The sequence below is a fragment of the Spiroplasma endosymbiont of Polydrusus pterygomalis genome (assembly GCF_964030825.1).
Lineage (GTDB): Bacteria > Bacillota_I > Bacilli_A > Mycoplasmatales > VBWQ01 > Spiroplasma_E.
The window spans coordinates 1,136,850-1,162,942 of record NZ_OZ034964.1; the positions used below are offsets into that span (position 1 = coordinate 1,136,850).

Annotated in this window: 18 protein-coding genes and 1 pseudogene; 4 read left to right on the top strand and 15 right to left on the bottom strand. The window is 22.4% G+C overall.

The features are described from left to right. Positions 1–8 precede the first annotated feature (8 nt). On the bottom strand, positions 9–536 hold the full coding sequence (locus ACQH25_RS05630) for a hypothetical protein (RefSeq protein ID WP_425381043.1): 528 nt from the start codon (positions 534–536) through the stop codon (positions 9–11). Between the two features lie 106 nt (positions 537–642). On the opposite strand from ACQH25_RS05630, the gene ACQH25_RS05635 reads away from it, so the two are divergent. Next, a complete protein-coding gene (locus tag ACQH25_RS05635; RefSeq protein ID WP_425381044.1) occupies positions 643–1,137 on the top strand; it encodes a hypothetical protein in 495 nt (164 codons plus the stop codon). Here ACQH25_RS05635 and ACQH25_RS05640 read toward each other — a convergent pair. The 3 genes from ACQH25_RS05640 to ACQH25_RS05650 form a co-directional block, all read right to left on the bottom strand. Further along, positions 1,118–3,745 (bottom strand): valine--tRNA ligase, encoded by a 2,628-nt coding sequence (locus ACQH25_RS05640; protein ID WP_425381045.1) that lies wholly within the window; start codon positions 3,743–3,745, stop codon positions 1,118–1,120. The two genes, ACQH25_RS05635 and ACQH25_RS05640, sit on opposite strands and share 20 nt — an antisense overlap. 292 nt (positions 3,746–4,037) lie before the next feature. Further along, positions 4,038–5,660 (bottom strand): hypothetical protein, encoded by a 1,623-nt coding sequence (locus ACQH25_RS05645; protein WP_425381046.1) that lies wholly within the window; start codon positions 5,658–5,660, stop codon positions 4,038–4,040. Further along, positions 5,650–5,826: a hypothetical protein gene (locus tag ACQH25_RS05650; protein WP_425381047.1), complete on the bottom strand. Its 177-nt coding sequence runs from the start codon at positions 5,824–5,826 to the stop codon at positions 5,650–5,652. Before ACQH25_RS05650 ends, ACQH25_RS05645 begins: the two co-directional genes overlap by 11 nt. Before the next feature lie 787 nt (positions 5,827–6,613). On the opposite strand from ACQH25_RS05650, the gene ACQH25_RS05655 reads away from it, so the two are divergent. After that, complete coding sequence (locus ACQH25_RS05655; protein ID WP_425381855.1) at positions 6,614–7,510, top strand: hypothetical protein; 897 nt, start codon at positions 6,614–6,616, stop codon at positions 7,508–7,510. Here the strand turns inward: ACQH25_RS05655 and ACQH25_RS05660 are convergent. The 3 genes and pseudogenes from ACQH25_RS05660 to ACQH25_RS05670 form a co-directional block, all read right to left on the bottom strand. Next, positions 7,447–8,637: pseudogene (locus tag ACQH25_RS05660) on the bottom strand (Eco57I restriction-modification methylase domain-containing protein); the annotation flags it as partial. The gene ACQH25_RS05655 and the pseudogene ACQH25_RS05660 overlap by 64 nt on opposite strands. 434 nt (positions 8,638–9,071) lie before the next feature. After that, the gene (locus tag ACQH25_RS05665) at positions 9,072–9,248 is read right to left on the bottom strand and encodes a replication initiation protein (protein WP_425381048.1); all 177 of its coding nucleotides are present in this window, start codon (positions 9,246–9,248) and stop codon (positions 9,072–9,074) included. Positions 9,249–9,317: 69 nt separating this feature from the next. Continuing rightward, complete coding sequence (locus ACQH25_RS05670; RefSeq protein WP_425381049.1) at positions 9,318–9,752, bottom strand: replication initiation protein; 435 nt, start codon at positions 9,750–9,752, stop codon at positions 9,318–9,320. A 238-nt stretch (positions 9,753–9,990) separates the two neighbouring features. Between ACQH25_RS05670 and ACQH25_RS05675 the strand changes: the two genes are divergently transcribed. Then, positions 9,991–10,215, top strand: coding sequence for a hypothetical protein (locus ACQH25_RS05675; protein WP_425381050.1), 225 nt, complete (start codon positions 9,991–9,993; stop codon positions 10,213–10,215). A 584-nt stretch (positions 10,216–10,799) separates the two neighbouring features. Here the strand turns inward: ACQH25_RS05675 and ACQH25_RS05680 are convergent. The 3 genes from ACQH25_RS05680 to ACQH25_RS05690 all read right to left on the bottom strand — a co-directional run bounded on the left by ACQH25_RS05680 (position 10,800) and on the right by ACQH25_RS05690 (position 14,404). Continuing rightward, positions 10,800–11,567 (bottom strand): ABC transporter permease, encoded by a 768-nt coding sequence (locus tag ACQH25_RS05680; RefSeq protein ID WP_425381051.1) that lies wholly within the window; start codon positions 11,565–11,567, stop codon positions 10,800–10,802. Continuing rightward, positions 11,567–12,298 carry an ABC transporter ATP-binding protein gene (locus ACQH25_RS05685; protein WP_425381052.1) on the bottom strand — a complete coding sequence of 244 codons (732 nt, stop codon included), beginning with the start codon at positions 12,296–12,298 and terminating at the stop codon, positions 11,567–11,569. Before ACQH25_RS05685 ends, ACQH25_RS05680 begins: the two co-directional genes overlap by 1 nt. A 1,323-nt stretch (positions 12,299–13,621) precedes the next feature. Beyond that, entirely contained in the window at positions 13,622–14,404 is a 783-nt protein-coding gene (locus tag ACQH25_RS05690) for a hypothetical protein (protein ID WP_425381053.1), read from the bottom strand. A gap of 530 nt (positions 14,405–14,934) precedes the next feature. Here ACQH25_RS05690 and ACQH25_RS05695 point away from each other — a divergent pair. Continuing rightward, the gene (locus ACQH25_RS05695; protein ID WP_425381054.1) at positions 14,935–16,383 is read left to right on the top strand and encodes a putative mucin/carbohydrate-binding domain-containing protein; all 1,449 of its coding nucleotides are present in this window, start codon (positions 14,935–14,937) and stop codon (positions 16,381–16,383) included. Between the two features lie 825 nt (positions 16,384–17,208). On the opposite strand, the gene ACQH25_RS05700 is transcribed toward ACQH25_RS05695, so the two are convergent. The 5 genes from ACQH25_RS05700 to pheS form a co-directional block, all read right to left on the bottom strand. After that, the gene (locus ACQH25_RS05700; RefSeq protein ID WP_425381055.1) at positions 17,209–17,649 is read right to left on the bottom strand and encodes a hypothetical protein; all 441 of its coding nucleotides are present in this window, start codon (positions 17,647–17,649) and stop codon (positions 17,209–17,211) included. A gap of 101 nt (positions 17,650–17,750) precedes the next feature. Beyond that, positions 17,751–19,211, bottom strand: a complete 1,461-nt coding sequence (locus ACQH25_RS05705) for an HsdM family class I SAM-dependent methyltransferase (protein ID WP_425381056.1) — start codon at positions 19,209–19,211, stop codon at positions 17,751–17,753. Positions 19,212–21,081: 1,870 nt separating this feature from the next. After that, positions 21,082–22,503, bottom strand: a complete 1,422-nt coding sequence (locus ACQH25_RS05710) for an MATE family efflux transporter (RefSeq protein ID WP_425381057.1) — start codon at positions 22,501–22,503, stop codon at positions 21,082–21,084. Positions 22,504–22,579: 76 nt separating this feature from the next. After that, the gene (pheT, locus tag ACQH25_RS05715; protein ID WP_425381058.1) at positions 22,580–24,985 is read right to left on the bottom strand and encodes a phenylalanine--tRNA ligase subunit beta; all 2,406 of its coding nucleotides are present in this window, start codon (positions 24,983–24,985) and stop codon (positions 22,580–22,582) included. A 24-nt stretch (positions 24,986–25,009) separates the two neighbouring features. Further along, positions 25,010–26,074: a phenylalanine--tRNA ligase subunit alpha gene (gene pheS / locus ACQH25_RS05720; RefSeq protein WP_425381059.1), complete on the bottom strand. Its 1,065-nt coding sequence runs from the start codon at positions 26,072–26,074 to the stop codon at positions 25,010–25,012. Between the last annotated feature and the right edge of the window lie 19 nt (positions 26,075–26,093).

Sequence of the window (26,093 nt, forward strand, 5' to 3'; positions counted from 1 at the left end):
AAACATAACTAAAAACTAATAAATTTATGCATTAATTTTATATATTTTCTTTTTTTAGCGATTAATAATTTTTCTAAATTTTCTAATAATTGTTTGCTAGTTAATTTTTTATTATTAAATAAAAATAATACTTTTTTAGTAGCGATGTTATTTAATCCTAAATTAATTAAAGGTGCTAAGGTAATATTATAACGGGAATAATATCTAATGGCATTACTCCTTGGTAATAATGCTAACTTATAATCTTCACTAATACTTTGATTTAAATTTAATGCTAAAATATCAAAATAAAAATTAGAAATATTTAACGCATTAATTAAATTAATCATACTTATTTTTGAATTAAGTATTTTAAGATAATATTTATTTTGTATATTTAAATGTTCACTAATTTCAATAGTAATAGTAATAATTTTTGCATCTATCTTTTTCTTAGTATTTGTTTCGTTATCATTAAAATTTTTAAGCAACTGTAATCCAACTAAACCATTACTGCCAAAGAAAACAATTGTTAATAATATAATTAATAGTCTCATCTAATACCACCTCAATAATTATTAACAAAGAAAAAACTAATTTCCTTTTTTATTTCTTTTTTAATATAATAAAAGAAAAAAACAAGATAAGAGTTGATTTTTAAAAATGATAACAAAAAATAAGACAAAAAAAGAAAATAAGCAATGATTACAAATATTTAAAAATAAAACATTTATTAAATGATGCAAATATAATACTATTATTTTAATCTTCGGCACATCATTAATACTAAACATTATTTACATACCAAAAGTATTTAATGGAACTATCAACCAAAATAATAATGTTACTAATATTGAAATTCAGGCTATTAATGGTAAAGAAACGATTTTAGCACAAACTAATTATATTACTACTTTTAATACCCTTGGTAATTTATTAAGCGCTTGTGTTAATGATTTTACTATTGAGAAAACTCAATTTGGAAGATTTTTAGTTGCTGTCAAAGGTAAACAAGCTATTAATAAATTTTGACAAATTACATATTGAGATGGTAAAAATTTTACTCCCACTGTAGTAGGGATCGATGATATTAAACTAAAAAATAATGATCTTTTTCAATTTGACTTAATAGAATTTACTACAATTCTTTGATTTTAATATTAATTAAAACTTTTTGCTTTTGATATTTTTCTAACTTTTGTTTTTCTTCATTAATTTTTGTTAGTGGTGCTTTTGCTAAAAATTGTTTATTACTTAAAATAGTTCCACTACGTTTTATTTCATTCTCAATATAAACTAATTCTGCTTTCAATTTTGCTAGTTGCTCTTCTTTATTAAAAAAATTTGCAACATTAATTTCAATTACTGCTGAATTAATAATTTTAATCACTTTATTATTTATGGTAAGTGGTTTATTACTAATGGTAATAATTTGACTATTAGTTAATTGTAATAAATAAGAATTTAAATTATTTTTTTCTGTTTCAAAAAAAGGATTAGTAGTATTAATATGGATAGTTAACGATAATTTTAATGATAAATTAAGTTGCTTACGGATTTCTCGAATATTGCTAATAATTTCAACTAACATATTAACAAATTGGGTTGCATCTTTTGTTTTTTTAATAGTTTTAACTACTGGAAATTTAGTTGTTAAAATACTATTTTGATATCCCATTTTTTCATAAATTGCTTCTGTAATAAAGGGAATGAAAGGATGAACCATAATAATAATTTGCTGTAGGACATAATATAATGTTTGTAATGAATTAGTTCTTTGCTCTTGATTTTGTAAATTGACTTTATTTAATTCAATATATCAAGAACAATACTTATTTCAGATAAAATTTGATAAAGCTTTAACTACTAATACAAACTCATATTTTTCCATATATTGTTCTACATAAATAATTAATTCATTAAGTTCTTGTAAAATTCATTGATCAATAGCTAATAATGATTGATGATTAGCAATATTATCATCTAATTGAAATTGCTCATCAATATTCATTAATACATAACGGGCAGCATTCCATAATTTATTATTAAAATTTCAAGCTGCTTCAACTTTAATAATACTAAATCTTAAGTCTTGACCAGGAGCACAATTACTAACTAAAAAATACCGTAATGCATCAGCACCATATTTTTCAACAATATCGATTGGATCAATACCATTATTTAATGATTTTGACATTTTTCTACCTTGTTTATCACGAATTAAACCATGAATTAAAACATTAGTAAATGGTTTTTGATTAGTAAATTTTCAACCCATAATCATCATTCGTGCAACTCAAAAAAACAAAATATCATAAGCAGTAACTAATACTGCAGTTGGATAATACTTTTGCAAATCAACAGTCTTTTCTGATCAACCTAAAGTTACAAATGGCCATAACGCACTAGAAAATCATGTATCTAAAACATCACTATCTTGCACATAATCATTAATTGGTGTTGGTGGTTTAGTATCAACATAAATGTTATTAGTTTTTTTATGATATCAAACTGGAATGGTATGACCTCATCATAATTGACGAGAAATACATCAATCTTGCATATTATTTAGTCACTGTAAAAGTTGTTGTTCAAACAATACAGGATGAAATACAATCTTTGTTTTTTCATCTTTTTGTTTAGCAATAATAGTTTTAACTAACGGTTCCATTTTTATAAATCATTGTTGTGATAAATACGGTTCAATAATAGCATTAGTTCGTTCTGAATAACCAACTTGATGAAGATGATCTTCTACTTTAACAACTAAATTTTCCTTTGTTAATTGTTCAATTAGTTGTTTACGACATATCATTCGATCTTTATTAAGATATGATGGTGCTAATTCATTCATTGTACCATCAATTTTAATACAAGTTGGCATTGCTAAATTATGACGTAAGGCAATTTCATAATCATTAGCATCATGAGCTGGTGTGCATTTCATAGCACCTGTGCCAAAATTAATATCAACATAATCATCAGCAATAACTTTAATTAACATTTTATTAGCAGGATTGACAACCATCTTACCAATAACATGATGATAACGTTTATCTTTACTATTAACAACAAGACATTGATCAGCAAACATTGTTTCTGGTCTCGTTGTAGCAACAGTAATAAATTCACTACTATTATTTAAAATATATTTTAAATAATACATTTTACCTTTTGTTTCATGATATTTTACTTCGATATTAGAAATAGCAGTTTTTAATTCTGGATCTCAATTAACTATTTTTTTTCCTTGATAAATTAAACCCTCTTTATATAATTTGACAAAAACTTCACTAACTGCTTGTTTGACATTTTCATCTAATGTAAATACTTCATGTGAATAATCTAAAGCTAAACCAATTTTTGCTCATTGCCTTCTTATGTTTTGTGCATATTCATCTTTTCATTTTCAAACTTGTTGTAAAAATTTATTTTTGCCTAGTTGCTGTAAATTAAGTTTCTGTTCTTCTTTAATTCGTTGTGCAACCTTAACTTGGGTTGCAATGCCAGCATGATCGATTCCTGGTAGAAATAAAGTATTAAAACCTTGTAAACGTTTGTAACGAATTAATAAATCTTGAATAGTACCATCTCAAGCATGTCCTAAATGTAAAAGTCCAGTTATATTAGGTGGTGGTAAAATAATAGAAAATGTTGGACTAGTAGCATTAGCATTTGCTTTAAATAATCCAGATTTTACTCACTGGTGATAACGATCTTTTTCAATTTCAAGATGATTATATTTTTTGTTTAAGTTTTTCTTCATGTCTTATTCTCCTTTTAAAATAAAAAAACATTCCATCAATAGGAACGTTTTTTATTAACGCGGTACCATCCTAATTCATTTACAAAGTAAACGCACTTAATTACTATTTAAATTATTAGTTAATATAAACTACCTTCAAATTAAACTTGCTTAGTTTACAATAACCACTAAGTCTCTGCATTACCATTTAATTTTACTCTTTTATATTTTAAATTAATTATGTACTATATTTTACATTGTTAATTTTAAAAAACAAGATATTTGCAAAAAGAAAAAAATAATCAAAGTTATTCTAAAGCTGATTATGATTGCTTTTATTGATAGCGGTTGCTGGTTGACTAAATTTTAATTTAGTTTTTATATTTTGATCAAAATATAAAAATGAAGAACTATCATCTTTTCAGTTACTATCTCTTTGAGAAGTTGCAGCAGCAAATAGATCAGAAGACATACTTTCAACAATTTGTGATGGATTTTTATCTTTAATAGCAGAGTTTGTAATATTCTCTGTTGATGTGTTTAAATTTGCCTTACTTTCAGCATCATCACTAATTTCTAACTTTAAACTAAGTTTTTTCTCTAATATTGAAACATCATTTACAATATTAGTTAATAATTTACTATTTGCTACTGCTTCTTGTTCGCTATTTATTTCGCTAATATCTAGTTTTAGATTTTGATAATATTCTAAGTATTTATTAACACCTTCAATTTTGCTAATTTTATTATCAATAACATCATTTGTTAAACTATCACTTAAAGTTTTCTTAAAGGTTACTGAATAATTTCCATCATTAGTTTTTAATACAAAGGCATTAACATGACCAACTCGAATAAAGTTTGGTGCTGGTAAAGCTTGCCTTTCATGACTTTTTAGATCATTTAATTTACAATAAACATCATTATTATAAGAAATAACAGAAACAACACCTGAATCATTTGCTAATAAAAAAGCTACCACCTTTATTTTTAATTTATCATCAATACTTTTTCTAACCTTTTCTAATATTAGAGTTAAAGAGCGAGTTATTGATTGTCGAGGAAATGGTGTGGCAACAAAACAATCTGCTCCATTAATATCGATTAATATTAATGGTTTTGTTGATGTTTCAACTTTTATTCGTTTTTCTGATAAAGGAATTTTCTTTGCTGTTACAACTTCAAATAATTCGGTAATAAAATTTGATGAAGATAATGCAATCATTAATTGGCTACTAAAATCATTTACTGCATCAATTTTATTAAATGGAAAAACTTCATTAATTTTTTGTGCTAAAGCAACTAATTTATCATCAATATAATCAAGCAAATCAATAATTTCTTGTTCAGTTAATGAAAAATTGAAATTAAGCAAACCTTGTCTTACTATTTTATCATTTGCCGAAAATATAGAAATTTTTTCAGCAAGAATACAAGATGTAATAAAGAATAATTGTTCATTAGTCAAGATATTTAATGGTTTAATTAATTCAAGTAATAATTCTGAAGAAGGTTGTTTATTATTTTGACAATCATTGGAAGTAACATTAATAAAAAATAATTTTTTAGATTTAACAAGCGACTGAATACGTTTAAAATTTTCTAAGGCTGTAATTGTTAAATTTTCTGATAAATCATTAATATTTTCATGATCCAAATATGAAATTTGAGTTATAACTTTTTGCATAGGACCAAGGTGATGATCTTGAAATATTATATTTAATTTTGCATCTTGATCATTATCAAATGCTAATGGCACCATTGTTGTTAAATAAAGTAAAAAATTTTCAAAGTTATTTTTTGAAATAGTAGTATCAGAAAAAATAACTGTAGTTTCTTTATAATCTAAATAATTTTTACTAATTTTCATTTTTAATTTTTCAGCTGCTAACTGATCATAATGACTATGGGCAATAGTAATTGCACTATCTATCATTAATATTTTTAATGATAAAAGCAGCAGCAATACCATCGGTACAAATCCCAGTACCATTTTTCGGTTCATCACTATGATAAGCGACAATTAAATTTTCACGATTAAGAATTTCGATAACTGCCTGCTTTTGTTTTTCATCAATATTAATATTTAATTCTCGATACATATTTTCCCCCTAAAAAAATTAAAAACCAATTATTTTAAAAATAAAATAGTTGGTTTAAAAACTGTATTTAGTTTACAGTTTATATATAACAAATTTTAGGAAAAATACAATTTTTTTATTTATTTTGTCATTATTTAGTGATAATTTCCTCTTAGTTATCGAGTAATAATTTCCCAAAAGTGAAATTATTTGATTGTCCTTAATATTTACTTTAAAAAATCTCTAATTAGAGATTTTTATTTAAACCATATAAATTTTTAAAACATTTGTCTATGAACAAATTTGATGACTTAAAATTGTTTTTAAATAGAATTATGTCTTTATTTTTTATTAAAATTACCAATTTAAATAGAAATGTCTTTCAAATTTTTATCAAACATTATATTAGATATTTTTTTGTGATAAAATCTAAATAACATAAAGGGAGAAAAGTCATATTAAAATAAAACTTGATATTAAGGTGTAACATTTTCAGCGATGCTTAATTACATCTTAAAATAAAGGAGTAGTATATTGTGATTTGGAATTAATTTATCTTATTTTCATTATTTCAATTTCTTTTATTTTGATAGAACATATCTTATAATTCTAAAAACTAAAAAGAAGTTAAAAAAATGTCATATTATAAATCAATTTAGTATTACATATTGTTAAAACGTTCATATTTGCTGATTACAGCGTTTTAATACTTGTTAATACTTTCCACACGTGTTAACTAAACTAATTTAATTAATACGCTTGCACAAAAAAACATTTTGCGTTATGAAAGACCAAAGGAAATAAAATGATGCAATTGAAAGAATTTGAGAATTTAATATTAAATTCTGTAAAAGAATTGATAAATAAAATTATTATAAAAAACTTAAAACCTAAAATTTATGGCAAAGCAAGAATTGGTGCAACAATTAGCGATTATTTCGAGGATGAATTTATTAAAATTTCTAATAATCATAAAAATATTAAAAATGTAAGAGGTGCAGAAAAAAGTAATACTAAATCGAGTTATGATATTATATTTTCTTTTGTAATAGATGAAATTAATTTGAGTGAAATAATATTAATAGATTTTAAAGCAATTAAAAAAGATGGGTCTGACAGTAACCCTGATATAGGTAGTGTCAAAAAAGTTATAAATTTGATTAGAAATGGAAGTTTTTATATTTTATATGTATATTATATGAATGAGTTAGGATTTGTTGAATTTGTTAAAAATAATAATGAATATTCTAAATTATATTTTTTAAAAGATGTATCATCTTCTTTTAGAAGAACACCAACAAATCAGTTACAAGTTAATGTTGATGCTTTACCAACTTATAGAACAAGAACACGAAAAGAATTTATTAATTTATTTATTTTAAAAATTAAACAATCTCATATTAGAGCAATTAAAAAATCTAATGATTGATTATTAGCATTAGCTTCAATTCAAGATGAAATTTCTATTAAAAATGAAAATATTGAAAATAATTTACTAGATAAATTAAAAAAATTATATAATAAAGTATTTATTTTTTTAATTCCTTCTTCAAAACAATATTCTTTGTCTAATATTTTGTTTACTAAAAAAATTATTTCTTTTTTAATAAATTCATTAGTAATAATGGATAATGTTTTTAGATCAGTAATTCTCATTTGTGGTTGTTTAGATTTGATTAGTTTGATTATTTTTAATCTTGCATAAAAATTAATTATGGATGAGTTAAGATAGCCCACTAAAAATTTTAATTCATTAATAACTTTTTGATTATTTTTTTTAAAAGATAATATATATAAACTAGTATCGCATGAACTTTTGTTTAAATCTAATGTAGCAATAATTTTATTTGCAGATTGTCTTATATATATTTTTGGATTATCATAAATTTCTTTTTCTCCTAATCCAATTCTTTTCTTATTTTTAATTCCTTTTTCAATAAGTTCAACTTGTAGTTGTTCATTTATATTACTTTGTTTTTCTTTATTATATTCAAAAAATAGATTTATATCTTTTAAATAAAATGGTTTAGTAACAGATTTTGAACCTTTGTAGTAAGGATAAATGAGTTTATTATGTTCTCGATTATTTGTTGAAACAAATTGATTTTCCATACTTAAAAGCATTGGTCCCATTCTTATTATTTTTTCATTATTATATACATTAGTTATAATTTTAGTTTTTTGATATATTAGATTTAATATTGAAACATAATCATAGGGATTAATTAAGAATATTTTATAATCATTTTTAATTATTTCTTTTCTATCTAATTCAAAACTTTTTTGTTTTGAATTATCAATGATTTTAACTTTAGTAGAAAATTTTGACAAGTTAATAATAAGTTGCCCAGAATATACATTTTTAAAACTAGAATGATTAAAAATTAAATTTTCAATATTTCAATCTTTTTCATAAATATATTTTCGGGTGTAATAAAATGGTGTGTCTAAAAATGAAGAATCAATAATAAATGATAAAATTCCATTATCATTTAATAGTAACAATGAATTTTCAATAAAAAACATACTTATATTTAATTTTCCGTTTTTTAAAGTTGAAGGAAATTGGTTATACTTTGTTAAATAATTTCTTCTAGTTTTCTCAGTTTTAAAAATTCCATTTTTTCCATATAAACAAACAAAAGGTGGATTACCAATTATAATATCAAATTTTTGTATTTGAAAAATTTTAAGAGCAATATCTTTATTTGTGAAATCAATGTTAAAAATGTTTTTTAAACTAATATTTTGACCATAATTTTTTTTAACTCAAAAAATTATATTATTTTTAGCAATATTTAATAATTCAATATTATTGTCATTAATATATAAATTTTTTTTATAAAAAAAATTATATCTTTACTATTGATTTTATTATATTTTAAAATTTCTAATAAATATATTATTATATTTCCTGTACCAACTGAGGGTTCTAAAACTTTTAAATTAAATATATTTTTGACTGATTTTTTTTCAAAAATATATTTAAATAAATTATTTAATATATCAATATTGTTAGTTAAAAATATACCATTTTTTTTATATCTATTTTTTTAAATAAGTTAATTAACTTATTTTCTTGCTCATTAAAGTGTCATGTTATATTTTCTGTTATCATTGTAATAACTCCTACTTCATTTTTGGATTTGTTCTTTAATTGGGCATATTATTAAAATATATGCTCTAAACTAAATTTAATCTCATACAATATCATCATCGTTATATATTAAAGATTTATTATTATTTTTAAATAAGTGTTGATTTTTTTAATTTTTAAATATAAAACCAATATGTGTAATTTTTCTGCCAATATCTCTCTTTTTTAATTTTAAATTTGGAAAAAAAGGTAATAGTTCTTTAATGCTAGGATTTAATATTTTTTGGTTGATATGCCTAAAATCGTAACTTTTAGGAATACATAAGATTTCTCTTCATTCATTCAAATCTCGAAAATAAACATCGCCTGTGGTTTCGTATTGTTTTAAAATTGAATATAGTTTTTTTGAGTAATTTTATTTTAAAGAGATTATTTCTAATAAATTTATTTTAGTAAAATTACCATTTTTAAAGAAATTTAAAATATGTTGAAATCTTGGATGTATTTGTATCGATAATTCTTTATTTTCTTTATCTATTTCAAACTCATAAAAAATTGGACATAAAATAATTTTATTTTTTTCTCATACAGTAAAATTGATTTCTAATAATTTTTTGTGTGTTCTTAAAAATAATTTACTTATTCTTTCTACATCATTAGGTTTAAAATCTAATATTTCTTTAACTATATTAAAAGTTAATTTAATTTTTTCAGATTCTTTTTCATTTAAAATAAAACAGAAATAAAAAAATAAGTCTATTTCTTTAAAATTAAATTTTTTTAATGGTGCAGTATTTATTTCGTTTTTTGCATACAAAATTATTGGTTTTTTTTGTACTTCTAAATACATAATTTAACTCCTTAAAATATTACTAAATATTATTTATTATTGTATCATATTATAATTTTAGGGTACAATATACGTACTTCTTGGGTACAATTATCTTGATTTTAATTAGTTTTTATAAGGTTTTTTTATTTTAAAAGATATTTAAAATAAATATAATATATTTATATATTAAAGGGTAACATTTTTAATTATTGTCTTCTGTATAATTAATTTGTTACTTTAAGGAGTTGATTTGATTTTGAACAAAAGGGTTCCAAGAAAACAAAATCCACTATGAAAGAAAGATTATAAAAAATGTTCAGTTTGCAAAAAAAAACAAATTATGTCTTTAACTGCTTTGTCGTTAATTAATGATGATTGACAAAAAAATATTATTGAATTAGCAACTTATGAAACTTTATTAAAGAAAAATGAAATTAAAGAAAATATTAATTATGAAAAAGAATTAATTCAAGGTATATAATTTCTTACTGTTTTAAAAGATGAATTAAATACAAATATTTTAAATTTTACTTTTGAAGAACTTCATTATATTATTGAAAAAAATACTGAAAAAATATATTACGTAATTTTGTTCAACTTTAGAATTTTGATATTTTGATTTAAAAGAAAGAATAATTAATAAATTATATTTATTAATTAAACATTCAAATCAAAAACAATAAAGAGAGTATAAAAATTAAAAACAAAAAAACTTAAAACATATTAATAAAAAAATAGTATATAACAAGGAATAAATGCTTTAAAATATGTTAAAAACAAAATAAATTCAAACAATTTTCAAAATTTACAATCTGCAACAAGTACATATAAACCAAACTCACCAAAAATTTAGAAAAAATAATAGATTGCATATGCAATAATCTATTTCGTTTAAAATCAATTTTAAGTCATCAAATTTGTTCATAGACAAATGTTTTAAAAATTTATATGATTTAAATAAAAATCTCTAATTAGAGATTTTTTAAATCAAATATTAAGAACTATCAAATAACTTCACTTTTGGGAAATTTTCACCCGATATTAACACTTTTTATTTACTTTTTCTTATTTACGTCGATATTTATAAGCAACAATGGCAGCAGATATTAACGCGATAATTCAAATCAAACTAACTAAAATTGGTAATCAATAATTATTAAAAAGTGCAGCATTAATTAAATCATTAGGTGCAGCATAATTATTTCATCCTCTATTCATAATAGAAACTGGATAAGAAAAAGGAATAATTTTAGCAATAATAACTAAACTTGGCTGTCCTTTAATTGCCATATAAGGGATATATTGTCCTGACAAAAATGATGTTGGTAAGTATAATAACAAAGCAAAAGCATTAGCAACCTTAAAATCAGAAGCAAGAATCCCAACGATGATTCCTATTGCTGAACACATAATTGATAAAAGTAAAATGGCTAATATAACAAAACCTCAATTAATTGTTGCTCAATTAATTTGACTGTGATATAAGGCGTCACCAATTCCTAACGTTCAAAAACTACCAATAAAAATTAAAATAACATGAAAGATTAAAATACTGCTAATAAATTGTCATGGTCGTAATGGAGTGGCACCAATTCTTTTGATAATTATTGATTGTTTAAAATCAGAATATGTCATTGATAAAGTAACAATTCCTAATACTGGTGAAGCTGACATTACTAATCCTGGCAATACTGTTTGTGCAGCATTAGGATTACTAGGCGTTAACACAGCAACTAAAATTGTTAACATAATAATTGGAAAAATAAAACCAAAGAAAATACTATGAAAAGATTTCTTAAAATAACCAAATAGTAAATGAAACATTGCTAACATTATTTTTCTTCCTTTCTTGTAATTTTTTTAGAGTCTAATTGTGTTTTTTCTAAATAATATTTTAGTAATGAACCATACTTTTTAGTTACATCAGCAACAGTAGTATCATCAATAATTTGACCATCCTTTAAAAAAATAATACGTTTACATAACGCTTGGATTTCATCCAAATTATGACTAACCAAAATTAAAGTAATATTATTTAAACTAACTTGCTCTTGCAAAAAATTAATAACATCAATTCTTGTTTTAACATCTAAACCAGTTGAAATTTCATCGCCAATATAAATTTTTGGTTGATGAAATAATGATAAAAATAAATTAACTCTTTGTCTTTGTCCTCCTGATAAACTATTTACCTTACGTTTATATAAGTCTTCTAATTGAAACTTATGCAACATATCATCAAAAATTTCAGTTTTGATTTTATCTAAATAAATTTTATGATAAAAGTTAATTAATTCTTTAACTGTTATAAAATTAGGATAAACTTGATCTTGAAAATTAATTCCGACAAGATATGGAATATCTTTCTTGTTGAAATTATATTCAACTTCTCCTGAACTTGCATTTTTAGTATTACTAATAATTTCACACAGTGTTGTTTTACCAGCGCCATTAGCACCAAAAATGGCAACCGAACTACCACTTTCAATTTCTAAATTAATAGGTCCCAACACAACATTACTATTATATGATTTAGTAATGTTTTTAACTTTAATTACTTTCATATTTGTTCCTTTCACATTACTTAAAAATTATCAAGTAATAGGGATTTTATCTCTCGTTGCTTTGCAACTCACTTCAGTAGGGATAAAGCGCGCGACCAACCAAAGTTCTGGTTAACTTCGAACAATGATATAATTTTTAATTAAATTTTCGCTAAGTTTGATTTACAATTATTTGTTAATGGTTGAAAATTTTGTAAATCCATCGAATTAATACTATAAGAATCAAAATTATTTTGATTTTTTTGATAAATGTTAATAAATAATTTTTTTAAAAAAATTATTTTCATTATTTATTTTTTAATTTTATTTATTAAAATTTAATACCTAAAATAACTATTTTATAATTCATTAAAGGGAAAAGTAGTAAATTTGGTATTAGTAATACTGTAAGTGGAACAGTAAAAAAATACAAAGAGAAAGAAATAATAAAATTGTTATAGGTATAATAATGACTTTTGCTCAATCATCTCTTTCTAATGGACTAACAGGAATTAAAGATGATAACTTTTTAGTTTTCTGCATTTGTATTTTTAAATCTTCTTTTAAAATATTAAAAAATTTAACATTTTAAATTAATTCTTTTTCATAATTAATATTTTCTTCAATTTATTTTTTTAATAAAGTTTCATAAGTTGCTAATTCAATAATATTTTTAATTGGTTATTATTTATAATTAATTTATCCATAAATTTCTCCTTCAAAATAAAAAAACTAATTTATTTTTTATAAAACAAATAAGGTAAAACTTATATTTAGTTTATGAATTTATTTTAACATCTTTTTTATTTTCTTAAAATATTTATTTTTATAATAACAAGCACAGTATACAATATTTTTAGTTTGTAATATTATCCTACTACTCTAATATCAGTTACTGAAAAAGCTAAATCTTATAACTGTTCATACTCTTTAATACTACTTAATTCACTCTTTAACGAATGAATATAAAATTTAAGGCACAACTATTATATCTTTGTAAATAAGACCTATGAAATCATAAACTAAAAATCATAATTTCACCACTATCTGATATTGTGCTTCCTTAGTTATTTAACTATAAATAGTTTAGCTGAAAGTAATGAAAAAATATTAATTAATGTACTGAATAAAATTAAAAAGGGTGAAATTCTAACAGAATTAAAAAATCCATTTCAAGATCATTTGTTAATAATTTTTTTAATTTTCATCTTCTTTTTTGATGTTACTATTTTGATATAATTTTAATATATTTTTAAAACTATTAATAAAAATGCATCTTACCAATTGCAACAAGATGCATTTTTTGTAGCTTACCATTTTAATTAAACTATTAATAAAATTATTTTATCCACGTGGTAAACCATCAGGAACATCAGGTATGTCAATATCATCAATTGATGTTGTTAAAAAAACCACAAAACTATTACTTTTTGCTTGACCTCGTATTTTTTTACTAAATTTATGAGGTTTAATCTGATAATGATAATAAGCAGATATTATTTTATCGTTAGGTTTAATTTCTATATCTGGGTGATCTGTACCATTGTTTAGAAACAATGTGATTACCAAATCATCACTAGTAATTTTAATCTTAAACTGATTATTAATCTCATCAATAATATTATTAATTTTAATCTGTTTATCATTAACATTTTTTCCTGTTGGATTATCTTTTTTTCTGAATTTTAAATCATTTAGAGATATCTTAAATGATGAAATATCTGTTAACTCACTTCGTGGTCATAATTCAACACCAAAATTAGTAGCACCATCTATAATAATACTTTCTGGTTTTGCTAACACTTGGATTGTTACTTTACCTTTAACAATTTTTTCATTATCTTTTTTATTCAAAACATTTAAAGTAAAATCTTTATCGTAAACTACCTCTAACTTATGAGATTTTAATTGTTGAATAACATAATCAATTAATTGTTCATCTTTTCGTAAATCACCGTATGTTTGTCCATCATCATATGAAAACAACCTATTTTCTATTAAAGAATTAGTCTTGTTAGTAGTTATCGTTGGTGATAATAATAACCCAAAACTTCCTAATACAATTGCACTTGATGTCAAACCCATGATGGATTTACGTATATTTACAGAACATTTTTTATTTTTCATACTTTAATATCTCTCTTTCATATCATATTTTTACCTTTTAACTATACACAGTATACACTATTTAATTATCTTTTTCAAAATTTTTAACTTTATGAGTGTATAAAGTTAATGGATAGAAATAAAATAACACTGAACAATAGAAATATTGTTCTTTTTTATTATTAACACGCTTTAAATATCTACTACACGCAGTGACCAAGTAGGAGAAAGTTAATAATTAAGAAATATATATTTGTTAAAGATTAAAACTTAATAAACTGTCGTAAGAAAAATAAAACACTGTTGGATTTAGTCCTATTATTTTGTGAGAAAACACAAAAAAAATAACTATATAGTTATTTTTCTATATTATATATAGAAAATTTAAAAATAAGCAACAAAATAAAAATATTTTATTTATTATGAAAAATAAAAGAGTAAAATTTAAACAGATAAAAAGAGGTTATTTAAAAAAAATAAAAAAAGGTTTTTAACTCATTACTTAATTAAAAGTAAATGAGTTTTTTATGTTAAAACAAGAGGTATTTAAAATGAAATATTTTAATCCAAGTTATTGATTTAAATTGTGAGTACTAAGCATTCCACTTTTTAATGACAAAACACAAGGTATTAATGCTATGTCAATTGATAATAATCAAAAGATTAAAAATTGAGCTAACAACAATACTACAAATTTAGATTTAATGAGTAAACAATTAAATTTATCAAATAATAATCAAACAAATTTTATTAATTATCAAAATTACTCAAATATCCAACCATTAAATAATAATTTCAATGAGCCACATTATCAAGCAATAGATTTTCAACAAATTCCACATAAACATCATCATGAAAAAAATAAAAATAGACATAAAAAATGTATAAGTCAGTGAGGTGGTTTACTTGTTGGTAAAGAATGTTGTACCATATTTCAAATATGAAATAGTGGGAATTGAAATGGTATTACTTATGGTAGTGTTATTGATGATCCTTTGTGACACACTTATTTACATATTTCTTATCGTAAATGATGATTATTGAAAAATTATTATAGTTATCAACAAATAAAAGATTTTTTTCTTTCCTTATCAAATTATGATTATGTTGCGGATACTTTAGTTAATATAATAAAAAATAATGAAAAATGAATTAATGAAGTTTATATTATATTAAATCCAAATAATAATAGATGTGCAAATTATCGAAATGGTTTGCGTATTCATATTAAAGGATATATAAATAATGCACAATTGATTAATGTTAGTCCACAATGTACAGAATGTAATGATAATGCAAAAACGAAAACAATAAGTTATGTAATGCGAAACAGAGATTTGAATGAAATAAAAAATAATGAAATTGATGAAATTTTAACAAAAATTAAAAGTCAAAATTCTAATTTAGACATAAGTAAAATTTACATTAGTAATATAAGTAAAAATTCAGCAAAAATAGTTGCAAAAAGTAATTCTGATTATGCTGACTCATCTTATGTTACATTTTCAATTCAAAATACTATTAAATTTTTAGGATTAAAAGATGAATACAAAGGTGGTATTGGAATTGATACAGCAAATAAAAAAATAATATTTTCACAAAATAATAATTATTTCCATGTGTATTTTGATGGTAGTAGTAGTTTAGGTCAAAAGTATAATGAAATAACTATTTATAATAATTTTGATAAAAATATTAAGAAAATTATTATAAATGGAAAAGATACAATGAAGGAAGTTATTAGTAGATATAATTTAGCCAATGGTATCAATTATCAAGATGGATATTTAATTAATATATTTTCAGCAGAACCACAAAGAACTTTATTTTATGAACAAAATGAATGAAGAATTCTTATAAAAAATTATATATATTCTACTAATAAAAATGAAACTCTTTTTATATTAGATAATAAAATTTCATCATTTGATTTTATGAAAAATGAATTTCATTTAATAAACGATTGAAATAATAAAATAAATAACTGAAAAAAAGAGTAGATGATGATATCAAAAGTAACTTACCACATTTTACAGAATTCCAAAAAAGAGTTTGAAAAAATCAACAAAAAACTAATTTAGAATTATGAACACATATATCTAAACAAAATTTAGAAATCATAATAAATAAGTTAAAAATAAAGAAATTAACTAATACTTTTGATAAATTTACTAACGATATCAAAAAATCAATTAATGAATTAGAAAATAGAGTTACAAACTTAGAAAAAATATCAAATTGAGATTGTACTAATATAGTAACTATTACTAGTGCTGTTGTTTCTGTTATTCCTATAATTGGAACTATTGGTAGTGCTGTTGCAACTACTACTTCTGGAGCTTGTAATATTGCAGGTATATAATTTTAATTGTTTCTATATTTAAAATCAACTTTAAACTATCAAATTTGTTTATAGACAAACGTTTTAAATTTTATATGGTTTTATATAATATTCATTTAAAACACCCTTAATTAAGGGTGTTTTAAATGAATTTAAGAATATTTTATTTTTGGTTTTATCTACATATTTTTATTGAATTAATTATAAGTTTAATTTAGTAATAATTTATTTTAAGATGTAATTAAGCATCCTAGATAAGGATAGCTGAAAATGTTACATCTTAATCAAGTTTATAGGGGCTTTGCCTCTCGTTGCTTCACAACTCTCATCACCCCAACAAACCGGTAATGTTATACCCGTGCCAACCAACCTAAGGCTCTGGTTGGTTCCGACACATTAATATTGCTTCACCCCCATACTTTTTTTAACTATTCAAAAATAAAACATCGCTAAAAACAGCAAATATGAGCCTAAATATAAGTACTTATTTACCATATTCATTTGCTTTAATATAATTTGAAAAGGCAATTAAAAAATTTTCTAAATTTGAATGTTTAATTAAATATTCTTTAGTTTTAAGACTAAAATTATTTGACAATTTTATTTCACTAAATTTACACTTTATACTAGAAAATAATATATTTTGATTAAATATTTTTCTATCTATTTTTATTTTTAAATTATTTTCAATAATCTTTTCATCACCTGTTTCAATTAAATTTATATAAATCAAATCTGGCTTATGTGCAAATTCATTTTTTTCTAAATCCAATATTATATATATTTTTAAGTCATTATCACTAATGCTTTCAATCTTTGTAAATAAATTTTTATCACTACTAAAATATGGAATTTTTTCTTTAATAATTATAATTTGAGCATATTTTATGCCAACTCTTTTGATATTGACAGTTTCACCTAACATATTCTCAAAATAATTATTTCCATTTTGTTTATAATTGCCCGTAATAAATCTAAAAATTCATTATCAATATTTCAATGTTCTTTTATCATCTTTTCTCCAACTTAATAACTAAATTCTTTAATTTGTTTTGTGGTAAGAGTTTTATAATTATTTTGTAAATCTTTACCAGTCATTACTACATATTTATAAAATTTTTCTGTTGACAATATATATACTATATTATTCATATTTTCTCTATTATCTACTGTAATAAATATTCCAGAATAAACTAAAATATTTTTTTGCACTTTCATTAAATTAATATTACCATTAATCATAGTATTTAGTACTATTTTTTCTTTTAAAATATTTTGTAACCCTTGACTACGACCATAAGCATATCATAAACTGTTTTTATCAATATTTCTTTTTTGTAATTCTTCTTTATGAAAAAGAAAATATGAATAACATAAAGGATATTTTTCTTTCAATTCCTTTTCTGGTATTATTTCAACTTTATTATTATCTTTATTATAAAAATATGGAAAAATTATTTTTTTATTTATTTTTTTATAAATAACATCAACACCTTTAATTATATCTAATAAAAGCTCACTTTCAATTTCAAAGTTATTAAATAAATAATTCCCATTTTTTAAAATTTTAAAATTTGATGATATATAAATTTTATCCCTTAAGGTAGCTAAACCATATTGAATATTGCTAATATTAGTTAATTTATTTGGATTTTTTAAAATATTATTTATTTTTAACATATCATCAGATTCAAAAAAATTTCAAGAATTACTATTAACAAAATTAAATGGTATTTTTATATTCTCATATTTATTATTACTAATATATTTTTTATATCAAAAATAATCACTTTCATTTTTTTGAAATATTGAAATTGCATTATAAGTATTAATATTTTTAAAAATTTGCAAATGTCCAAAATTAATCAATAATTTTATATATTTATTTTCTAACAAAAATGTACGTAATTTTAATGCAGAAACATTTTTAAAAAATGTATTAGGTGTTATATAACCTAATACTCCTTTTTCCTTTAAATATAAAAATCCTAATTCAATAAAAACAATATAACTGTCAATAATACCAGAAGATGAAAGCAAATATTTTTTTTTAATAAAATTTCTAAATTCTAAAGACAAATTATGAACTCTAATATATGGAGGATTAGCAAAAATAAAATCAAATTTTTTATTAAATTCAAAAATAAGTGCATTATCATTAATTAAATTTTTCCATTTACAAGTTGGATAATTTCTATTAATCAATAAATCATTTAATCTTGTTATTGCTTTTTGATAAAAATTTTTATCAATTTCTATTCCATGAATTAAATTATCTAATAATTTAACTATATTAAATTTATTTATTTTTTTATTTTCACATTCAATAATAAATCTATCAACTATTTCAACCAAAAATGCTCCATCACCAAAACTAGGCTCTAAAACAGATTTGTCAATTATTGAATGTGAAAAATAATTTGAATTATCTAATATTAATTTCACTATTCATTTTGGAGTAAAAATTTGTCCTAAGTTTTTGTTCATAATATCCTCTTCCAAAATTTATTTATATGAATATTTTTTAATGACTTGTTCTTCTAATGAGAATTTACAATATTTTCTCGCTAATTAGTTTGCATAATATATGGTTAAATTGTCATATTGGTTTTTAATGTTATTTTTCATAAATAACCTCCAAAAAATGTTAATAGCATTTTAGCAGAATTTAATGTTAATATGTCGTATTATATTTTTTATTTTTATTGACATCCTTTACCATCCCTCTATGACATACTATAAATTACACATTGTGAAAATAAATAATGAAATGTAATTTTTTTCAAAATATATTATTTAGATGTGATTATGACAATTAAATGTATTTGTTGTAATGAAAATAAAGAAATGTTTAACAATGACATCGTAGAAAATCAAAACAATTATTGAGAAAGGATTTTAAAAATGAATAGATGTAATTGAACTGAAAATGTTACGATAAAACAAACACTCAATCGTTCATATTTTTTCTCAAATAATTGATTTCATTTCTAATCTCTAAATCGTTTTTTGTTAAAATAAGTTATGTTAATATAAGTTTTATCTCAGCAATTTCAATTATTCCTAATTAATTGTTTATACAAACTATTAATTATCTTATTTTCTTGTGTTTTCCTTTCATTAGGATTACCTATTATCCCTCAATCACTAACGTTACCAACAATTCATCCACATCTTTTTTATTAATTAAACATACTTATTAATGTTGTTACTAAAATAAATAATAACGCGTATGTGTCGACATATATTATAACTCATATTTGACTATTTGTTTTCTGCCTATCTGGTTCACTTTCCATTACTCATCACTCCTTATAAATAAAGTATTACTTTTCTTTCAAAATTTAACATAAACTAATCTTATTATAACAGATGTACCTATTATAATACCAGCAACAATTTTATACCATTAAAAGAAAAATATTTCAATTTGACTAAATTTGAATTTTTATATTATGATAGGGATTTAATTAATCCTAAAATTACAATATTTTTAAACCAAAAAAATTAATAAACTAAAAAACATATATCAGTAATCTTTATCAGATTTTATATAATAAAATACTATTGTTAGGATAACACTTATAAGTAATGATAAAAACAATATTATAAAAAAATATTAAAGAATCTATAGACTTTATAAGTTTTTGCCATTTGATATTACCTTTCCTTTTTACATTGTATAGATGTTTAAGGGGTTGGATAATAAAACTCTGAGGGGTTATATCTTATCTGAAAATAACTTTACTCAACCTTTAACTTTATAAATAAAAGTATAATTATATAACATTTTTAAACTACAAGTAAAATAAAAAACATTAAAACTTAATGTTTTTTATTTTATTTCTTGGAGGAAGTTGTGGTAGAACATCACTACTAATTGCTTGTGATAACTCTATTTCATAATTATCTTGCATTACTTCTGCATAAATATGGTTATTTTCTACAAAATAGTAAGGATTATTTACTGATGATATATCACTACTTTTATTACTAACTAATAAATTATCTTCTCTTAACTTATTTACTTCTGTTGTTAACTCAATTATTTTTTTTGTTAAATTATTTGCTTCTATTATTAACTTATTTATTTCCGTTGTTAATTTTTTACTTCTGGTCTTAACGTATTAAATTCTTCTTTAAAATTTTGCAATTCTACATTTTTATTTTTGAAATATCTACGATAAATTTTTTTTAAAAATTGTAACATTTACTTTCTCCTTTAATTATCAAAAATCATTACTTTTATTATTTTCTAAAATGACACTAGTAACTATAATCATATATTATTTATAATGAAAATAAAACTATAAATAGAAACTTATTTACTAAAATATAATGCTAAAACATATTTTTATTATCCATGTGGCTCAAAGATTGGATGTGGCACATTTTCTACTTTCGGATTAATAATATTTTTATTTCAGGGAATTACTTTATAAAATATATAAGCACAAATAAAATCAGCTGCTTTACTTAAACAAGAAATCATAATTACCATTTTAATACTTAAATCAGTTCACTGTAATAAGGCAAAAGTAATAAAAATATCAACAAATCAAATTAAAAATAAATCAGCAATACTAATAATCAAAGTATAACCACCAGCATAAAGAAAACTAAATAATGGTTGCATCATATTAATAAAAAAATATGTAACTGCGGAAAAAGCCATATATCAAATTGCAAGTTCCATAGCATCAGGAGATAATTTTGGAAATAATACTTTTGGTACTCAAAAGGCAAAACTTACGATAATTAAAGCAATAATAGTTGAAATAATAAAACTCAATTTTAATATTTTCTTCGCATTTTCTTTGGCAAGTTCTAATTCGCCTGATCCTAACTTGCTACCAACAGCATAACCGACTAAAGCATTATAACCTCTAAAAGTAGAATAAAAAATAGCAACAACAGTACCAACAATTTGTACAGCAGCAACAACATCAGTATTACCAAAATGAGAATATAAAGCTGTTAACATAACAACCGAAAATCCAAATAAAACCTGACTAGCAAATAAGGGAATAAAAGTAATAATATATTTTTTATGTAAATCTTTAGTAAAATTAAAAATATTTCAATTAGGACAATAAATTGGTTTTTTATAAATTAAATAACCTAGCAAGATCAAACATTCTACTGCTCGTGAAACAATTAAACTTATTGCTAGCCCCTCAATGCCTAAATTTGGTCCATTGGCATATGGTAATGATAAAACACAAACTAAAATAGTATTTAGAAATAATGAACAAATAGAAGTTATTAATGGTGTTTTAACATTACCACATGTATTCATCGTGATTGAGATAATAAAAGCAAAACCCAATAATGGATAATTTCAAGCAATTAATTTACTATACTCTTCAGCAACACTAATCGCAGCTTGATGAGAATTATCTTCAGCACCAAGAATTGCTCCCATAATTTGTTTACTAAATAATTCTAGGATTGCCACAAAAAATATTGAAAAAAGTAAAGTATAAAATAATTTTATATTACTAGTTTCTTGAATTTTTTTCTTATTATTAACACCTAAATATTGAGCAGTAAAAATATTACCAGTAACAACAATCGCAAAAAATATATATCAAACCATATCATAAATATTACTTGATGATGCTACTCCCGCAATTGCATCATCATTTCCAAATTGACCAACAACAAAGTTATTCATCAAATTTATTAATGTTTCAATTAAAGATTGCGCACAAATTGGAATCATAAATAATAATGCCATTTTATAAAAATTTAAATTATTTTTTTTAAAAACTTTCATCGTATTTCACCTAAATCTAAAATTTTAATACAGTAAAATTATATTCAATAATAATGTTAACCTTATTATTATATATTTAACGAATAATTACTTTAAATTTTCGCTTTAATAATTCTTGAATATTGTTAATTTGGATACTTACTTTTGTTTCATCTAATTGCTCTGTTTGACTATTAAATTTCAAATTAAAAGTTAATGAATGTTGAAGCTGTGACTTTAATTTTTCATCACTATAAAAATCAATTAAAGATATTTGTTCTAAAAAAACAATATTAGCATTGATGATAGTATCTTTTATATCAGAAAATTTAATATTATGACTAACAATAATTGATATATCACGACTTAAAGCATTAAATTTTGATCAAAATTTAAATTTAGAAACTATTTTTTGCGAACCTTCAATGATTTTAAGTAATTTACTACAATTAATTTCTGCTAAAAATATTTTTTCAACAGCCATCACTTTTTCTGTTTGTGGATGAAGTGCACCAATTGTTGCAATATGTTCTTGCTCATGAAAAATATCTGCACTTAAATAAGGGTGCATTAGAGGATTATTATTAGCTTTGTAAACAATTGAATCAAATAAATGAGGAATAATTTTTGCTAAAAAACCATCAATAAAACCTTTAACAAAATAATAAGTACTATTAGTAATTTTATTAGTAGTTATTTTTGGTCAAAAATTATCCATAATCATAAATGCTAAATGATGACAATCTTCATTTTCATCACTTGTATAAATAGTTTCATCAGTAAAAATTTTTAATTGTGTTATTTTACGAGCATAATTATACTGACAAATTTTTAATAAACTTTCTGTTAAACTAAAACGCATAACTTCTCTTGTTAATGTTAATGGTGATTCTAATTTTACTGGTGTTTGATAATTAAAAAAATTAAATTCATCTAGTTTTTGAGTATTTGTTAAACTATACGTTTTTACTTGATTAAAACCATAGCTTGCTAAATGTTGTCTTCAATTTATCATTAAAGTTTCCATTACTGTTGGTAACTTTGGAACTATATTAAATTGTGGTTTAATAACTGGCAATTTATCATAACCAAATATTCTAGCAACTTCTTCACTAAAATCATTAACATTATTTAAATCACTACGATGATTAGGAACTTTTACTTTTAACATTCCTTGATTTTTTAAATCAACTTCAATTTGACAACCAATAATAGTTAAATAATTAATTACTTCATTAATTGCAAAATTCGTTCCTAAAATTTTATTAATAAGATTAAAATTAAAATTAACTATTTTTGTTTTAGTTTGATAAGGTACATCATTACTAAAACCAATAATCCGATAATTAACTTGTAATTGTCCTAAAATAAATAAATAGCGTTGTAAAGCAATTAAATAATAATCAGGAACAACTGGTCGCGTTAAACGTTCAATTAATATATTAGTAACAGCGGCATGTCGCTTTACTTGTTTACTCATTAAAGTAACATCAGGATTAATTGAAAAAATAAAAATTTGTTGTGAATTTGCTCTAACTTCATATTCAACATTATGACTAACACCTAACACACTAAAAGCTAAGTATTTATCATGTAATAGCAAATCACCCTCTTTAATTTTTAAATTTCCTTCTGGATATGATTTCGGCGAAATATTTAAAGATGGTTTTTGTAAAACATCAGCACTAAAAGCAATTAAGGGTTGGCCCAATTCTAACATAACTAAATTAATAATATCCTCTACTAAAGTTTTAGGTGAAATATTAGCCAGTTGTAATATTCTTCTAATTCACATTGGTGTAATTGGACATTTCTCATTAAATGAAAGCTTTAATGTTGCTAATGCTTCAATTTTATCATTAACAACAGTAACTTGATTTTTACTATCTAAATTGGTGATACTACTAACTTCCATATTTTTTAAAGCAATTTTAAAATAACCACTTAATTCTCGAGCAATACTATAACTACCTAAACAATCACTACGATTTACTGTTAAATCAATAAAAAAAATTGTGTCATCTAAATTTAAATATTGTAATGGATTACCATTACCAACGATTGCCTCATTTGGTAAATGAATAATACCACTTAATTCTTCTTTATTTTGAACATTACCATTTAATCCTAATTCAGTTAATGAACAAAGCATTCCTGCTGAAATTACATCCTGAATTGTTCTTTCGACAATAGTAAGACCATTACCTAGAATACTACCTATCCTTGCGACAACAACTTTAATACCAATAGTAATATTAGCAGCCCCACAAACGATCTTTAACATTTCAGTACCAATTGTTACTTCACAAATATTTAATTTACTTGATTTAGGATGCTTAGTAATTTTAGTGATTTGGCCAACAACTAAGTTTGTATTAGTAAACATTAAATTTTTTACTTGATCAACTTCAAAACCTAAACTATTTAAAGCATTAACAATCTCATGATCTTTAATATTACTAATATTCAACCATTGTGACATGATTTTACGTGAAACTATCATTTTTTATATAACTCCTTTATAACTTTAAAACTGGTTTAAGAAACGCAAATCATTATTATAGAATAATCTGATATCATCAATCCCATATTTAATCATAGTAATTCGTTCAATACCAACGCCAAAAGCAAAACCTGCTGCTGCTTCATCCAAACCTGCTGCCATAAAGACATTGGGATGAATCATACCAGCACCTAAAACTTCAATTCAACCAGTATATTTACATAATGAGCAACCTTCGGTGTTACATTTTGGACAACTTACATCTACTTCAACTGAAGGTTCGGTAAATGGAAAATAGCTGGGACGCAATCTTGTTTTAGTTTCTAAGCCAAAAAATTGCTGACAAAAATAATTTAATGTTCACTTTAAATTTGCAAAAGTAATGTTAGGACTAACTAAAAAACCATCAACTTGCATAAATTGATGTGAATGAGTAGCATCATCATCATCTTTACGATAAACATTTCCTAAACTAATAATAGCGGTTGTTACTTTTGAGTCTTTATTTTGTTCACTAAGAATTCGTGCCGTCATATTTGTGGCATGTGTTCTTAATAATCAACAATTAACTTTATCGCTACCATTTTCAAGATAAAAAGTATCTTGCATATCTCTGGCTGGATGATCAATTGGTAAATTTAAACGGTTAAAATTATATTCTTCATTTTCTACCTCATTACCACTAACAATTTGATAACCTAAATTTTTAAATATATCAGATATTTCAGTAACAGTTTTTAATAAGGGATTAACATGACCAATGGTAAAATCAATACCTGGCAATGTTAAATCAATTTTTGAAGATTTAAGTTGTTCATTAATATTTTTTTTTTCAAGTTCATTAGATTTATTTATAATATACTCACTAATTTCTTTTTTTACTTTATTAACTGCTTGACCAATTTCAATTCTAAAATTATGAGGAAACTTATCTAATGAACTTAATATGCCATTAATATCTGAGTTTTTACCCAAATATTGTGATTTTAAAATTTGTAAATGATGTAATTCAGTAACTTTATCGATATTACTAAATGCTTGTTGTTTAATAATCTCTAATCTTTTTTTTAAATCGTTAACCTCTAACATTATGTTCCTCCATCAATTT